This window comes from Sulfidibacter corallicola, from assembly GCF_017498545.1.
GTDB classification, from domain to species: Bacteria; Acidobacteriota; Holophagae; order Acanthopleuribacterales; family Acanthopleuribacteraceae; genus Sulfidibacter; species Sulfidibacter corallicola.
The window spans coordinates 493,380-507,494 of sequence record NZ_CP071793.1; the positions used below are offsets into that span (position 1 = coordinate 493,380).

Genomic DNA, 14,115 nt, shown 5'->3' on the forward strand with positions numbered 1-14,115 from the left:
GGGGCGGGCGGCGGGACGATCGGGAGATCGGCCGCCGGTGAAGGGTCGGGGATCAGTCGTCGGCCAGCAGGCTCTTGGCCAGGGCCACCGCCGTCTCGTTGTCGTTGCGTTCGATCACGTCGTTCAGGACGTTCTCGCATTCGTGGGCGTGGCCGGCCTGGCGCAGGGCGAGACCCAGGAAGCTCTTGGTCAGGCTGTTCCCGGGGTTCTTGGCCAGGGCCTGGTCGCGCAGGATCGCGACCGCCTCTTCCGGTTGTTTCATGTTCAGTTTGGTCATGGCGAACCCGATGTGCGGGAACTCGCTGTCGGGACGAATGGCCGAGAGGCCTTCGAAAATGGTGATGGATTCCTTGAAAAAGCCGTAGCCACCCGCCAGATATCCGATTTCCATCAGCGTCTGAACGGTTTCGGTACTCACTTCCATGGTGTAGGCTCCTGCGATTGGGATGTGGGCGTGGGTTTGCGCTTCAGGTTCGGGCCGCTCGGTCCGCCCCGGATCGTTCGATCCGGAGCGATGCGCAAGCGACAATCAATCATTAGCGGACGTTGGATACGGTGTTCTTGAGACCGTCGCCCAGGGTCTTGAGCGCGTTGGTCTGCAGGTTGGTGGCGAGCGTCCACTTCTGCAGGCCGACCTGCATGCTGATCAGGTCCGCGGAGCTGGCGGTTTGGGGATCGAAGTTGTTGAGGTCGGCCAACATGGCGTCTTCTACGGTGTTGACGACGGAGGTCAGGTTGTCGTTGACGTTGGTGAAATTCAATGGCATGGTGGGTCTCCTTTTTGGTGTTGTCGGTCAAGTCAATTCGTGGGTTTGGGTGGAGGACGTCGACGGGATCGCCGCCGTTCGGCCTCGTGTGGTGCTCGGCAGGAAGCTAGCTGGCCGATTTCTGCTGGAGGCGGCGCCAAACGTGTTCGACGACCGTCTGTGCCGTTTCCAGGGACTCTTTCAGTTTGCCGGCCGCGGCGAAATCGTCGGGCGCGAGGCCCGCATCCATGGCGCGTTTGGTGGCGTGCGCCTGTTCTTCGAGGCGTTCCTGGATCGATTTGACGAAACTGCCGTCGCGGTCCTCGGACAGTTTGGTCTCCAGGTCCAGAAAGGTCGTGTTTTCCACGGTCATGGTCAGCTACCTCCGATTCGGTATTCGAATTCTTCACCGTTGTGGTCGAGGACCAGCTTGTTGCCGGTGATGGTCTTGATCGTTTGCCCTCCGGGCAGTTTGGAACCCTCGAACAGTTTGTCGCCCGAGGCGGTGGTCACGTAGCGCAGCTTGCCCACGTTGACTCCGGTAATTTCGACGTTCAGGTCGCGGTTGGCCGAGCGGCGCTTGCGGGCGACCGGTTCGATGCGGTTGAACTGTTCGGAGACCTCGAGGACCTCGCCGAACTTGGCGCGGTAGGCGGCCAGGACGGCGTTCCAGCGTTGGCGCTGGGCGTCGGAGAGAAAGCCTTTGACGACCAGCCGTTTTTCGGAATGGAGTTCCAACTTGACCAGGTCGATCAGGTTGGTCTCGCGCAGTTCGCGGGCAAAGAAGTTGAGCATGTCCGGCCAGGTGACCACTTCGTTGGTGATCGCCTCCACGCCGGGGATGTCGGCCAAAATGGTGCGCACGGCGTTGAGTACGGGCTCGGCCTTTTCGCTGAACCCGCGGATCACGATGTCGCCCTGGCCCAGTGAGGCCACTTCCAGGTCGAGTTGGTAGATCACCAGCACTTCGCGAACCGAATCGAGCAGGACGTCGATGGCCCAGATGTCGATCGCCATGGACGGGCTGATTTTCTTCAATTCACGGGTCAGCTCGGTTTTGATCTGGTTCGCGACGACGTAGCCGGAAATCGCCAGTTGGCGGTTTTCCTTTTGGTAGAAGTTCAGGTTGGCGAGCTCCAACCGCGCCAACACCTCGTGGATGCGCTCGGTGGGGCTCAGTTCCTGGGCTTGTTCGCCGGCGTGGGCCTGGTCCCCTTGATCGTTGGTCAGGAAGAAGAAGGCGACGAGCGCCACCAAGACGGCCACCGCCGCGAATCTGACGCGACCTCTCTTCTTGGGCGCGGCTTCCTGGTCCTGATCTTCGTCTTCCTGCTCTTCATCGGAGTCCACGTCCTCGTCCGCATCTTCGGTCTGCTGGGCCTCGGCCTGATTCTGGTCTTCGACCGGTTCTTCGCCGGGATTGGGGTTCATCAGATCGGGAAGGAAGAACATCGGCCATTTCTCGTCCTCGGGGCCCACGCTGAAATGAGTGGTTCCCACCGTGACGATGGCGAAGGGTTCCATTTCGAACTGCTGGCCCTCGGGGATGCGGTCACCGTTGACGCGGACCACTTCCTTGCCGAACGGCGCCACGGCCAGTTGGCCGGAGTTGATCGTGAGCGTCAGGTGCTTGTCGGCCAGGTTCTGGTCGTGGAAGATCAGATCGCAATCGTCGTCCAGGCCAATGACGTACAGGCCGTCCTTGAGCACGATTTCGGCGCCGACGTGGGGGCCCGAAAAGATTTTGAGCAGGAATTGCTGGTTCATGGTGCCTCGAGATGGTGGTGGGTCAGGCGAAGGAGTGAGTCGGTGAAGGGCGTGGGGCGCGTCTGGCGATCAGCGCGAGCCCGTATCCTCGGTTTCCAGCTCGAACCGGTTGGGGTCGAGGGGCAAGGGTTGCGTGTCGTAGAAGTTCGATCGACGCGGCGTGATCTGGTTGTGCAGCGAAATGCGATCGAGGTTCACGATGCGCGGGGTGATCAGGATCAGCCGCTCGACGGTCTCGTTGCGGCGTTCCTTGTGGCGGAACAGGTGCCGGAAGAGCGGGATGTTGCCGAGCAAGGGCACTTTTTTCAAGGTGTTGGTGCGTTTCTCCATGACGTAGCCGCCCACCAGCAGACTCTGGTTGTCGCGAATCATGGCTTGGGTGTTGATGGTGGTCTTTTGCACGACCGGAATGTTGTCGACGCGGCCGTCGGTCACGTTGCCGTCTTCCAGGCTCACGCTCATGCGGATCTTGGCGCCCTGTTCGTCGTTGATGATGTGGGGCATGACGCGCAGGGTGACGCCGGCCGAGACGTTGAACAGGTCGACCTCGCGATCGCCCTCCAGCCGGACGTAGAAGGTTTGGTTGGTTTCCAGTTGGGCTTCGACGTTGTCCAGGGTGAGGACCGAGGGGCGCGAGATGATGTCGGCCTTGCCGTCGGCCTCGAGGGCGCGGATACGGGCCAGGAAGTTCTTGCCGGCATCGCCGAGGATGGTGGTGAAGCTCAGGCCTTCACCCAGGGTCAGGCCCGAGTTGCCGAAGGCGAAGGTATCGTCCTCTTCTCGTTCGGTGGTGGCGAAAAAGCCACCGCTGGCCTGGCCTTCGTCCTCGTAGCGCCAGTCGACGCCCAGTTCGTGGGAGAAATCGGTGTTGACCTCGATGATGCTGGCGTGGATCTCGATCAGGCCGGCCGGCACGTCCAGGGTTTCGATGATTTCGCGGTAGAAATGAATGTTCTCCTGCTTGTCGCGGATCACGACCGCGTTGTTGCGCACGTCGGCCATGACCATCGGAAACGGCTGGGGCGGTCCGGGCTCGTCGCCCTGTTGCTCGGCGGGGGCCGGCTGCGGATCGATCTCGTCGTCCTCGGCGGCACCCAGGGAGCGCATGCCCGTGCCCTTGAGTTTGCCCACGCTGGCGGAACGGCGTCTATCGCGGTTCTCGATGGATTCCAGGCCGGTGTTGCCGGTCAGGATGCTGCGCAGGACCGTCACGACACCGGGAACCACGATGTCGCGGTCGTTGAAGGTCAGGGTCAAATCGTCGGCCCAGGCGTACTGCAGCGGAATCACCTCGACCACGTCGCGGGAGGACTGCATGGCCGCGTAGCGCTGGGCGTTGGCTTCCAGGCCGCCCGCGGTCTGGGTCACCAGCTCCACGTAGCGCGGCGGGCCGCTGACGTAGACCATGCCTTCCTCTTCGAGGGTCTTCAGGGGAAAGCGTTCGTCGTACAGTTCCACCAGTTTCAGGGCCGTGACCAAACGGCCGACCTTGGCGAAGCTCATGGTGATCAAGGTCGTCTGGATCTCCGAAGCGGGGTGCAGGTAGAGCACCGCACCGTCGAAGTACCAGATCAGGCCGTAGGCCGAGGTCATTTGATCCAAGAAGTCCGAGGGTGCCAGTTTGGTGAATTTGCCGCTGACCTTACCAACGACGTTCTCGCTGATGACGGCGACGATCCCTTGGTCGGCACAGAAGTTCTGCATCACCATCGTCAGGGATTCCTCGCGAACCTGCACCGTGTAGGAGGTGCTCTTCCAGGGAATCTCGGCCGCGAAGCCGGAGGTGGCGATGGCAGCGAACAGGATACCGAAAAGGGTGAATCTGAAGGCTTGGCTGTGGAGGTTGGCGGCTTTCACGTCGATGTCCATTCCTGATCAAGTGATTTGAGCGAGCGGGTTATTCAGGGCGTTTTGGGCGGAAAATTAGCGGAGCCGGGAGATCGGCCCTTCTTTTCGGGATGCTGAAAAAAGCATCAAAAGGCTTAATTATCGATTTCGGGAATCTGGTTGTCTATAAGGATTTTTGGAAGCTGCCGGATTCGCCGGTAGTGGCGACGGTTTTGGTTGCCGGGTTGCCGGTTGTCGGCTGCCTTGAACCGCGGTGCGTACCCTCGCGGTGCAGGCGCAGGCGAAAGCCGGCAGGATCACGGCGGCACCCGCTTACGGAAAGAGCATCATGGCCGGTGGACGGTGATCGTTTTGGGCGGGAGTGGCGATCCAGGCCTCGAGGCGATTGAGGTAGGCTTCGAGGGCTTCGGAGAAGGTGTCGGGGTTCAGGTTGCTGACGTCCAGGCAGCGGTACATGGTGATCTCGCGACTCTGTTCGTCGTAGGTCATCAATTCGCGCTGCTGGCCCATCTTGGCCAGGTTCAGCTTCATCAGGTGCTTGATGCGCTGCTCCGCGGCGTGGGCGTCGTCGTTGGGAATCTTGCAGACGGGGCTGTGGATCAGCACCGTGTAGCGACCCTCGGGGAAGATGTGGAGTACCAGGTTGCCGTCGAAGCAGAACTCGTAGGTGCCGTCGGCTTCGGGCTCGATGTCGCCGAGGCCCAGGCTGTGGGAAAAGTGTCGAATCAGCGTTTTGGCGTCCATGTGAAAACCTCGAGGAAAAAGTGGGGTGGAGAGAGCGGGCGGCTCGCTGGGAGCGCGTCGCCCGCTCGGCGTATGGCCCGAGTTAGGCCATGATTTTCTTGTTGGTGTCGGTACGCGAGGTGAGAATCGCGCTCAGCTTTTCGCGGATCTCGCGCTCCAGGTCCTTCATGGTCTGCATGAAGTCGTTTTCTTCCTGGGCCAGGGTCTCGGCCTTGGTCGCGGCGGTTTCGTCCTCTTTCTGGAGGGCTTCCTGCTCGCCCTTGGCGTACTCGGCACCGGCGGCACCGGCCTGGCCCATGCCCGTGGCCATCTGGGTTCCGCCCTGGGCGTAGTTGGAGTACATCTGCGATTTCTGGATGTCGGCGTCGACCGTGGTGTTGTTGTTGCGGAATTCCGCGTTGATCTCTTCCTTGGTCTGGGTGCGGGCCTTCATGATCTCGTCTTGGGAAAGACCGGAGTTCCGCTCCACCTTGGCCCGATTGGAGACGGCCTTGTCCAGTTCGAGCTTGGAGGCTTTGACCTCGGCTTCGGCAGCCTTGACCCGCGAGGGGTTGGGCGGCTGGGCGGCATTGGCTCTTTCCAGTTTGGCCTGGCTGGCTTTGAAGCCGGCGGCTGCGTCGTCGACCTGCGTCTGGGCGGCGCGAACGTCGTGCTTGGCCTGCAGGGTCTTGGTGCCCTTGAAGGAGCCCTGCATGGCTTTGCCGCTCTTGAAGGCGCCGACGCCACCGGCGATACCGCCGGCGATGGAGAGGCTGCCGGAAACGATGCCGGAAATCAGGGCCATCTTGGCCGCTTCGCGAATCTTGTTGGCCGCATCGCCAAGCGCCGTGACCTGCTGATCGCGAGCCGCGAAACGCGCTTCACGAGCGGCACGACGGTTTTGAACGGTCATCTCGTGGAACAGCATCATCAGTTCCTGGATGTTCATTTCACCGGCGTTTTCCAACTTGTCCAGCGTGCTTTGCATTTCATCGTTGCTGGGGTTTTGGTTGCCGGGGGCTTCGAGCGTCAGTTTGTCCCAGGCCTTGTTGAACGCCATGTCGAACTTTTCCGAGATGGTCAGGGTGGCGTTTTCGGGGTTGTTGTTGATTTGTTGTAACTGGGCGTCAATTTCGGTTTGAAAGGCGGTCGGGTCGAAACCGGTAACACCAATGCTGTCGATCGTCATGATTATCCTCCAGAGTGTATGTGTCTTACTTCAAAGAGCCGAGGGCGGAGCGACGTGGTGGTGGAAGCCCGGGATCGGGCCTCCACACCGGTTCGTTTAGACCATGTTGCGCGTGGTCTGAGAGATCGACTGCGAACTGGAACCCATGATCTGCATGATCACGGACACGTTGTTCTGCATGTTTTCGATCAGTTCTCTCAGGCGCTCCATTTCTTCTTCCATCATGGCTTGAAGCTTGGCCATCAACTTCTGGAAGTCCTTGGCATCGCCTTGGGCCTGCATCGCGTCGTTGGTTTGCACCGACGATGCGATTTGGGCGCTACCCTGGGCGACCATGCTGGCCGCGGAGGCGACTTCGGCACCGATCTGGACGATGGTGGCGATCTGTTTCGTCATCATCGAGATGGTTGTCGAGGCTGTAGCGCCGCCCGACATGACCATCGCGGCGATGTTGGCTGCCAGTACCGCGGCCATGACGATGATCTGAGCCGCCATCTTGGCGTCCTCTTCCGAGATGTCCAATCCGACGAGGCCACCCAGTTCCTGGATACCCTTGGCCATGAATTCGACGATTTTGTCCATGGCGCCGGTTTCCTGCAGGATCATGACCGTCATGTTCAAGGCTGCAGCCGCAAGGAGTGGGGCCGCCGCACCACCGGTCAGAATCGTGGCCGCCACTGCCGCAACCAGCGTCGCCGCTGCCGCGATCCAGCCGAAGATCTTGCCGATCTTGCTGCTCTTCTGGGCTTCCTTCATCTTGTCGATGGCTTCCTGGAGTTTGCCGAGCCGCTCTTTGTGAGCCGACTTGTTCTTCACCATGTTGTTTTTGATGTCTTCCTTGCTGAAGGCCTGCATCGCTTCGTTGATCGCCGATTTCAGTTCCAGCAGGGCCAGCGCCATTTCGTCCGCACTTTTCAGGTCGGTGTTGGGCACTTCCAGTACCGGGCGGTCACCTTTGGGGGGCGCGCCGTCCAGCGTCAGTTCCTTCTCCGAAAGCACGGTCAGGACGTTGTCCAGTACTTTCTGGAGGTTTTGGAGATCTTGGGCATTTTCAATTTCGGCACCGTACGCGTTGGGAATGGTGCTGAATTCACTGCCACCTACCGTTGTCATGATTGAGCTCCTTCGGTTTTGTCTTTTTCTTTGATGAGTTGCAGAAGTCCTTGAGCCCGGCCTTTCGTCTTCGCGTGTTCCGGCTTGTCACCGGCCCAGTGGACCGTGGCTTCCAGGGCGCTTTCGGCTTCGCCGAGACGTTCGAGTGCCAGAAGGCAGTCGGCCGCGTGAAGGTGGGCGGAGGGGTCTTCTACGTCGAGCATCGCCGCATAGCCATAGGCCTGCACTGCGCCTTCGTAGTTCTTGAGCATCTGCCGGCATGCACCCAAACCCATCAAATATTTCCGTTCCAAATGGTTGTAGAAGCTGAGGAATTTGAAGACGTCCTCGGCATCCTTGTATTTGCCGTGGTTGTACAACTGGTATCCCATGCTGTAGATGACTTCCAGGTCTTTCGTTTCGAATCCCCGGATGTCGGCGAGGGTACCGCCCTCGGAAAGAAAGGTCTGGACAATGTCCTGCAGGTCGTCCTTTTCGATGATCTTGGGCTCTGTTGCCATTTGAAATCTCCTTGATTCTTCTTGAAGAATGATTTGGCGAGAACCAAAGCACGACCTCTGTCCTTCCGGGACAATCGTACGGCGGCTTCGGATCGGAACCTACCCGAATTGATTCGGGCTTGTTTGAAGGGTGTTGCGGTGAGACGCGTTCGGCGTGAATCGGATCCAGCGCCAAAAGTGTCGGTGAAATTCGGCGATCCTCGCAACTAGGTGAAGGATCAGTAGTTGCGGATGATGTTGTCCTTGGAGCCAGAGAACTTCTTGATGAAGTTGGTCATCATGTCGAAGGATTGCGTGTACTTGTTGTTGAGGTTCTGAAGGCGGATCATGTCCATCTGGGAAGCGCTGTTCTGGGAGTCGATGAAGCCCTTCAGGTTCTCGATGTTCTGGTCGAACTCGGTCTGGTTCTTGTTACCGGTGTTGAAGTCGATGCCGTATTTCGAAGCGAAGGCGGCGGCGTCTGCGGGAACGTCGGCCTTGCCGCTGCCTTTGGCGGGACGGGCGGCGCGCAGGGAAGCCAGGGCGGATTGCGCTTCCTTCAGGATGGCGTTCTTCTTTTTCATTTCGTTGGCTTGGTCCATCAACTGGCTGTTGATGTTGTTGGCGCGCTCCATCTGGAGGGTCACCAACAGGGTTTCGATGTCGAACGACTGGCCATCCATGATGAACATGTCGCCGGACTTAACGATGTTGTTTACACCCATATCAGTCATGTCTTTGCTCCTAATTCTTTGTGCTTTATGGCTTGAGGATTCTGGGTTTAGGCGCCGTTTGCGGCTTCTTCGCCATGACTCGAGACTTCCGATCGAGCTTCAGTTGGGGCGATACCGGAACGCGTTCTAGATGCGCATCCGCGGAATGCGGGCCTTGCTGCGACGGGGCGTGGTCTCGTTTTTGAAGCGGTCCTGCGCTTCCTTGATCTCACGCGCCACTTCTTCTTCCCACTCGGCGAGTTCGGCCAAAATGCGCTCGCGCTCGGCCTGCGGGACTTTGTCGCTTTCCAGATAGCGCTTGGCGGCATCGCGCTCGATGCCCAATTCCTGATAGAACTCGTCGGTCTGACGGACCAAGGCTTCGGCCTCTTTGATCATGGTGTCCATCTTTCCGATGAGTTCTCCAGCCTTGACTTCGGGGTCTACTTTGGTGCTCATGGCGAATTTTCCTCCTCGTTCCAGGAACCCTCACGGGCCCCTCATCCCATATTCCGATGATTAGTAGTTGCGGATGATGCTGTCTTTGGAGCCGGCGAACTTCTTGACGAAGTTGGTGGCTTCATCGTAGGCCTGGACGTACTTGTTGTTGAGGCTCTGGAGGCGGATCATGTTCATCTGAGAAGTGGCGTTCACGGAGTCCATGAAACCCTTGACGTTCTCGATGGTGGCTTTGATGTCGGCCTCGGTCAGGTTGCCGTCGCCGTCTTCGTCGACGATCGTGACGTTGTTGGCCTTCAGGAAGTCGAGCGTCTTCTGGTCCAGTTCGACTTGCTTGTGCTGGTAGGTTTCGGCGGTGGCGACGGCTTCGGTTTCGAAGTGCATCTGTCGGTCGTTGTTCCCCAGATCGGTGCCGTTTGCGGTGACCCACTGATTCACACCGGAACCTTCGTAAACCACGTGGCCGTCGGTGGTGTCGGCGTCCAGTTGGCGGCCGTCGAGGGTGACGTCGCTGATGTTCAGCGGGGTGGAGTCGTTTTGGGTCAAGCCGGTGACCACGACCGCTTGGTCGCCCTTGGTGATGGTCAGGGTGTCGGAAGTGGTGTAATCACTGTTGCCCCACTGTTTGGTGCCGACGCTGATCTTGGTGCCGTCGTCCAATACGAAGGTCGTGTCTTTTTTGAAGTCCCAGTCGATCTTGCGATCGCCGTCTTCGTCCACGTGCGGGTCGCCCCAGATGCGGGTCTTTTCGCCGGTGGGCTGACCGTTGTCGTCCAGCTTCTCGATGGTCCAGGCACTGCTGCTTTCGTCGAGGCTGATCTTGTAGCCGTCGAGCGTGATTTCGTTGTTGGATTTATCGACGGTCCAGGTGGCTTCGTCGGGCGTGGCGGCTTTGGATTCGGCCACACGCAGCGCGGCGAGGGCCTCGTTGGCGCCCTTCAGTTTGTTGTTGATGGTTTTCATTTCGCGAGCCTGGTCCAAAACCCCTTCGTTAATGAGGTTGGCGCGCTCCAGTCTCAAGGTCATCAACAAAGTTTCGAGATCGACTTCTCCGCCCTCGATCAAGCCGAGTTCGGTCATTCCTGCGTTGTTTACACCATCAATCATGTCAATGGTCCTCCTGTGGTGGTATTTGGCCGGAATCCGGCCGTAAGCTCACTTGCGGGATCCGTCGGACCGCCGCCTTGTTCGGTAGTGCGCCCTGTGGCGCGTTTTCTATAAGAGGTAGGAACTTGTCGAATCGGTAACCCGGAGTCGACGCTTTATCGGGGTGGGCGCTTTTTCTCGATATGGAGAAAAAGGTCGAATGCCCGGGCTTCGATCTTCGCGACCTCCCGGTTTTTTCGGTAAAGACGGTCGCTATACAAGGACGAGATCGAAAGCGGAAGTGGGGATCAGGGAGCCGTTTTGCGTGGCCGTTCAGTGCCCTGCCTCCTTGATGATGAAGTCTAAAAACCAAATGTGGAGCAAATATGTAGGGTGTTCTTTTTTGTGGAAAAAATATCTGGAGGACGTTAGTTGACGTGAGTACGTAAACGCTCTCGTAGTTATATTGATTTGAAAACCGCCATGATAAGTAAAGGCCTGCTAATTTGGTGTATCGGGTAAAGTTGGCGATCGACTCGACCCCAGGCGCTCGGATCGTCCTTCGCGAAGCCGAGCCTCTTGGTAGGAATGGACTCGGATTCGGGGTGACGTTCCCGTTGAAGCTGCCGTACATCCGTGCCGGAAACCGCGTTCATCGAAGCGGATTCGTTGTCGGTGATGGGAAGCTTCATTGCTTGATTTAAATAGGTTGTGTGGATAGAGATGTTGCTGTTCACGATCGTGGTTCGATCGAGTGGATGGATTTGCTCCAGGTCTTTTGATGAGATTCGTGTTCTGTCTTGCATGGGTGTTTTTGCTTTATCGTTTAATTTTTCGACTGGCGCCCGCGAAGACGGTGTTCCGGTCGGTTCAGGTCCGGATTCGCTGGCCGGATCTTCCGAGGTGTGTGGGAAACGGAGGAAAATTCGTGGAAGTGGCCAGCATTTAATAGCACGCCGAGGATTCGCCGTTCGCAGGAAAAGATGTTTCGGTGTGAGCCCGGTCACACTCTCGGGGCGGCCGCGATTCCGGGCCTGCACAATTGGGGAGGAAATGTGCACGGTGGAGGGGGGGGGGGCTCCCGAATGGGCTTGGTTTTGTCGCCTGGGTTTTCCTTTTTACCACGGAGGTCGCGGAGTTCGTGGAGGTGGAGGGCCACGCCTCGAGGGAAAACCCGATCGAAGCGGAGGTCTCCGGAGTTACCGCATGCGCGCAAGAGGCGTCGCCGCAGTAGGTTGGCCCGCTGGGCCGACACTTCGAAGCAACATGATCAACGGTGCCAGGTTACTCCAAAGAGCGAAGCGCGCTCTTTCCCCGAGTGCCAAAGCGGAGTGATCTGCTAGCGGAGTCCCCGCATGCAGACAGAGGCGTCGTGCCTGTAGGTGGAGCAGCCTGCTCCACCAATCGAAGCGACCTGACACAGATCGAAATCGATCATCGAGAGATCTAAAGGCCCGACTTATCTGCTTCGCTGTTTTATCACTTGATCTTGCGAAGCGTGGATCGCTTCGAAGTGTCGGGCCAGCGGCCTTACTGCCCTGCCCAACCTACTGCAATGGGAACCTCAAAGCATGCGGGAACTCCTCGTCTGGATCGCTTCGAAATGTCGGGCTGGCAGCCCAACCTACTGCCGCGCCGACCCTCGAAGCATGCGGGAACTCCTCGTCTGGATCGCTTCGAAGTGTCGGGCTGGCAGCCCAACCTACTGCCGCGCCGACCCTCGAAGCATGCGGGAACTCCTCGTCTGGATCGCTTCGAAATGTTCATCCAGCGGGCTTACCGCTCCTGATGAACCGATCCCGTGGGACACGTAAACCCATCGGCACCTATTAATAATGTAGGGAAGCGGCGACTCAGGCGTTGAAATGCTGGCGACTCTCGTCCAGACAGGTGTAGAAGGAACGGGCCAGTTGGCTGATCTCGGGATGGTTCAATTTGTCGATGCGCGAAAGTACGGCCTCGCGATTGCGATCTTTCGCCAAGATGTGGAAGCGGCGCTCCTCGACGTATCGCTGGATTTGACCGACGAACTTGGGATAGTTCTTCTCCGGGAAGAAGGCGCGGATCTGATCCAGGATCTCGGTGAGTTGAAGGGTCAGGGCGGTGAGGCCCATATCCTCGTCCATGGCCGGCAGCTCGTCGGTATTCAGGTGGTGATTGCCGCTGTCGTCGAACGAATCCGAGTCGCTGTTCCCCAAACCGGTGCTCTCCAGGGACGCGCTGGTCGTGGCTTCGTCCAGATCTCGGGTGTTGCCGAACTCGGGCACGCTCTGGAAATCTTCCGGATCGCCAGGACTGTCGATGTCGCCGAATTCGGGGGCACCGTTTTTGGCGGACATCTCGAGATCGTCCAGGTCGTCGCCGTCGATCGTGGCGTAGTCTTGCAGTTCGGACATGGACTCCGCATCGATTTCCGATATGTGGTCGAAGCTCTCTTCCGCGCTGGGTGTCGCCTCCAGCTCGCTGTTCTCTTCTTCCTCCCGAAGCTCCTCGTTCAGCTCTTCGTTGAGGGATTCGGTGAGGTCTTCGGTCGGGCCGTCGTCGAAATCGTCGGCGTGGATGTCCGAGCTCAACGCCACACCGAAACCGTGGTCTTCGGAGATGTCGGCACCGTCGGGCGCTTCGTCGTCGGGCTCGATTTCACGGTTGATGATGGCCCATGGGTCCTGGTCCCCATCGACATCCCCGGCGTCCTCGGCGGGCGTGTCGAAGGCCTCCGGCTCGTCGTCCGAAATGGCCATGGCCTCGAACTCATCGGTATGCACTTCCTCCACGTCGTCCTGAGTGTCCAGGGTCGAATCCAAGGTGAGCGCGGCACTTTCGTCCAGATCCTCGGCCGCCTCCGCCGAAATCGAATCGATGGCGATCGATTCCACGGGGTCGACATCTCGTTCGACGGCGGACGAACCCGTCGTCATCATTTCGCCGAGATGATCGACCTGAAAGGCCCCCGCGTTGGATGGGGCTTCCGTCGGCTCCGGCGGTGCCGTGCGGAACTCGGGTTCCTCGACGGCGCTGGCCGATACGTCGTCCACATCGTCGGGCAGGGTCGCATAGGCCGCCTCGATCTCGGCCTCACTGTCGTTCTCCACGTCGGGCAGGGCCTCTTCCTCGAATTCGGGGGTGATGGACGGAGAAGGTTCCGCTTCTTCCGAAACCCACTCACCGGGCGTTATCCCGGGCTCCTCCTCGGCATCGGCCGTATCGGCCTTGGCGGCAGGTGCGTCGGCCGATTCCCGCGGCGTGGCCTGTACAGATTGGGACAGGTTGAGCGAACCCGCCGCGCCCGAGAGAAAGTCGAATTCGGCGGGGCGCAGGAAGCCGCGCACACCGGCGGCTCGAACCTTTTCGGCGGTGGAGATCGCGACCATGCCGGTCACCTCGTCCGCGGCTTCGAAGTTCGAAGTGTCCAAATAACGGATGGTGACGGAACCTTCGGTCACGTAGACGCCGTCCACGGCCACCATGCGCTCGCATTCCAGGTTTCCGCTGATTCGGGCTTTTCCGGCGCGAATGTGACCGATGCGAATTTGTTCGGCCTTGAGTACCAGTTCGCCTTCGATATCCAATTCCTCGATATCGATCACCTGGCCGGTCAGTTCGGCCTGGTTGACCTTCAGGCGGGCGACCTTGAGGTTATCGGCGGTCGCGGTGAGCTGTCCTTCGAGCTGAACATCCTGCAGATTCAGGACCTGGCCGCGCAAGTCACCATCGTCACCGCTGATCTTCGCGACGGTGAGGTTGGCCACTTCTACAATCACGTCCCCGGCCGCGGAGATTTCCGAACATTCCACCGAATCGCAACTGGGTTTATAGGAAATGCCGCCTTGTGTCGTCATCATGGCTTCAGGCTTAAGGTCATTTTCGATGACAATGTCGCCTTCGGTGGAAATTCGCGTTAGGGTTCCTTCAAAGACGCAGTCTTTGGGGATGTAGAGTTTATCCATGGATCTCACCCGCGTAGGTTTTCAACCCGTATGTGCGATTCGGAT

13 protein-coding genes are annotated in these 14,115 nt (G+C 59.0%); all 13 read right to left on the reverse strand.

What is annotated here, in order from left to right:
- Positions 1-52: 52 nt before the first annotated feature.
- The 13 genes from J3U87_RS01555 to J3U87_RS01615 all read right to left on the reverse strand — a co-directional run bounded on the left by J3U87_RS01555 (position 53) and on the right by J3U87_RS01615 (position 13,965).
- Complete coding sequence (locus tag J3U87_RS01555; RefSeq protein ID WP_237381263.1) at positions 53-424, reverse strand: tetratricopeptide repeat protein; 372 nt, start codon at positions 422-424, stop codon at positions 53-55.
- Between the two features lie 112 nt (positions 425-536).
- On the reverse strand, positions 537-767 hold the full coding sequence (locus J3U87_RS01560; protein ID WP_237381264.1) for an EscF/YscF/HrpA family type III secretion system needle major subunit: 231 nt from the start codon (positions 765-767) through the stop codon (positions 537-539).
- A 106-nt stretch (positions 768-873) separates the two neighbouring features.
- On the reverse strand, positions 874-1,119 hold the full coding sequence (locus J3U87_RS01565; RefSeq protein WP_237381265.1) for an EscE/YscE/SsaE family type III secretion system needle protein co-chaperone: 246 nt from the start codon (positions 1,117-1,119) through the stop codon (positions 874-876).
- Between the two features lie 2 nt (positions 1,120-1,121).
- A complete protein-coding gene (gene sctD, locus J3U87_RS01570; protein WP_237381266.1) occupies positions 1,122-2,513 on the reverse strand; it encodes a type III secretion system inner membrane ring subunit SctD in 1,392 nt (463 codons plus the stop codon).
- 69 nt (positions 2,514-2,582) lie between these two features.
- The gene (gene sctC, locus J3U87_RS01575) at positions 2,583-4,370 is read right to left on the reverse strand and encodes a type III secretion system outer membrane ring subunit SctC (protein WP_237381267.1); all 1,788 of its coding nucleotides are present in this window, start codon (positions 4,368-4,370) and stop codon (positions 2,583-2,585) included.
- 303 nt (positions 4,371-4,673) lie between these two features.
- The gene (locus J3U87_RS01580; protein WP_237381268.1) at positions 4,674-5,105 is read right to left on the reverse strand and encodes a CesT family type III secretion system chaperone; all 432 of its coding nucleotides are present in this window, start codon (positions 5,103-5,105) and stop codon (positions 4,674-4,676) included.
- A gap of 82 nt (positions 5,106-5,187) precedes the next feature.
- Positions 5,188-6,273 (reverse strand): type III secretion system translocon subunit SctB, encoded by a 1,086-nt coding sequence (sctB, locus tag J3U87_RS01585; RefSeq protein ID WP_237381269.1) that lies wholly within the window; start codon positions 6,271-6,273, stop codon positions 5,188-5,190.
- A gap of 96 nt (positions 6,274-6,369) precedes the next feature.
- A complete protein-coding gene (gene sctE / locus J3U87_RS01590) occupies positions 6,370-7,386 on the reverse strand; it encodes a type III secretion system translocon subunit SseC family protein (protein WP_237381270.1) in 1,017 nt (338 codons plus the stop codon).
- The gene (locus J3U87_RS01595) at positions 7,383-7,886 is read right to left on the reverse strand and encodes a SycD/LcrH family type III secretion system chaperone (RefSeq protein ID WP_237381271.1); all 504 of its coding nucleotides are present in this window, start codon (positions 7,884-7,886) and stop codon (positions 7,383-7,385) included. Before J3U87_RS01595 ends, sctE begins: the two co-directional genes overlap by 4 nt.
- 218 nt (positions 7,887-8,104) lie before the next feature.
- Positions 8,105-8,599 carry a hypothetical protein gene (locus tag J3U87_RS01600; RefSeq protein WP_237381272.1) on the reverse strand — a complete coding sequence of 165 codons (495 nt, stop codon included), beginning with the start codon at positions 8,597-8,599 and terminating at the stop codon, positions 8,105-8,107.
- A 126-nt stretch (positions 8,600-8,725) separates the two neighbouring features.
- Positions 8,726-9,037, reverse strand: coding sequence for a hypothetical protein (locus tag J3U87_RS01605; RefSeq protein WP_237381273.1), 312 nt, complete (start codon positions 9,035-9,037; stop codon positions 8,726-8,728).
- A 60-nt stretch (positions 9,038-9,097) separates the two neighbouring features.
- A complete protein-coding gene (locus J3U87_RS01610; RefSeq protein ID WP_237381274.1) occupies positions 9,098-10,144 on the reverse strand; it encodes a DUF1521 domain-containing protein in 1,047 nt (348 codons plus the stop codon).
- Positions 10,145-11,976: 1,832 nt separating this feature from the next.
- Complete coding sequence (locus tag J3U87_RS01615) at positions 11,977-13,965, reverse strand: hypothetical protein (protein WP_237381275.1); 1,989 nt, start codon at positions 13,963-13,965, stop codon at positions 11,977-11,979.
- Positions 13,966-14,115: the final 150 nt, after the last annotated feature.

What these genes read in the sequence shown, in the direction of transcription:
- J3U87_RS01565 (WP_237381265.1), bottom strand. Translation starts at nt 1,119, where the DNA reads ATGACCGTGGAAAACACGACCTTTCTGGACCTGGAGACCAAACTGTCC.
- J3U87_RS01615 (WP_237381275.1), bottom strand. Translation starts at nt 13,965, where the DNA reads ATGATGACGACACAAGGCGGCATTTCCTATAAACCCAGTTGCGATTCG.
- sctD (WP_237381266.1), bottom strand. Translation starts at nt 2,513, where the DNA reads ATGAACCAGCAATTCCTGCTCAAAATCTTTTCGGGCCCCCACGTCGGC.
- J3U87_RS01595 (WP_237381271.1), bottom strand. Translation starts at nt 7,886, where the DNA reads ATGGCAACAGAGCCCAAGATCATCGAAAAGGACGACCTGCAGGACATT.
- J3U87_RS01555 (WP_237381263.1), bottom strand. Translation starts at nt 424, where the DNA reads ATGGAAGTGAGTACCGAAACCGTTCAGACGCTGATGGAAATCGGATAT.
- J3U87_RS01610 (WP_237381274.1), bottom strand. Translation starts at nt 10,144, where the DNA reads ATGATTGATGGTGTAAACAACGCAGGAATGACCGAACTCGGCTTGATC.
- J3U87_RS01600 (WP_237381272.1), bottom strand. Translation starts at nt 8,599, where the DNA reads ATGACTGATATGGGTGTAAACAACATCGTTAAGTCCGGCGACATGTTC.
- J3U87_RS01605 (WP_237381273.1), bottom strand. Translation starts at nt 9,037, where the DNA reads ATGAGCACCAAAGTAGACCCCGAAGTCAAGGCTGGAGAACTCATCGGA.
- J3U87_RS01560 (WP_237381264.1), bottom strand. Translation starts at nt 767, where the DNA reads ATGCCATTGAATTTCACCAACGTCAACGACAACCTGACCTCCGTCGTC.
- sctE (WP_237381270.1), bottom strand. Translation starts at nt 7,386, where the DNA reads ATGACAACGGTAGGTGGCAGTGAATTCAGCACCATTCCCAACGCGTAC.
- J3U87_RS01580 (WP_237381268.1), bottom strand. Translation starts at nt 5,105, where the DNA reads ATGGACGCCAAAACGCTGATTCGACACTTTTCCCACAGCCTGGGCCTC.
- sctB (WP_237381269.1), bottom strand. Translation starts at nt 6,273, where the DNA reads ATGACGATCGACAGCATTGGTGTTACCGGTTTCGACCCGACCGCCTTT.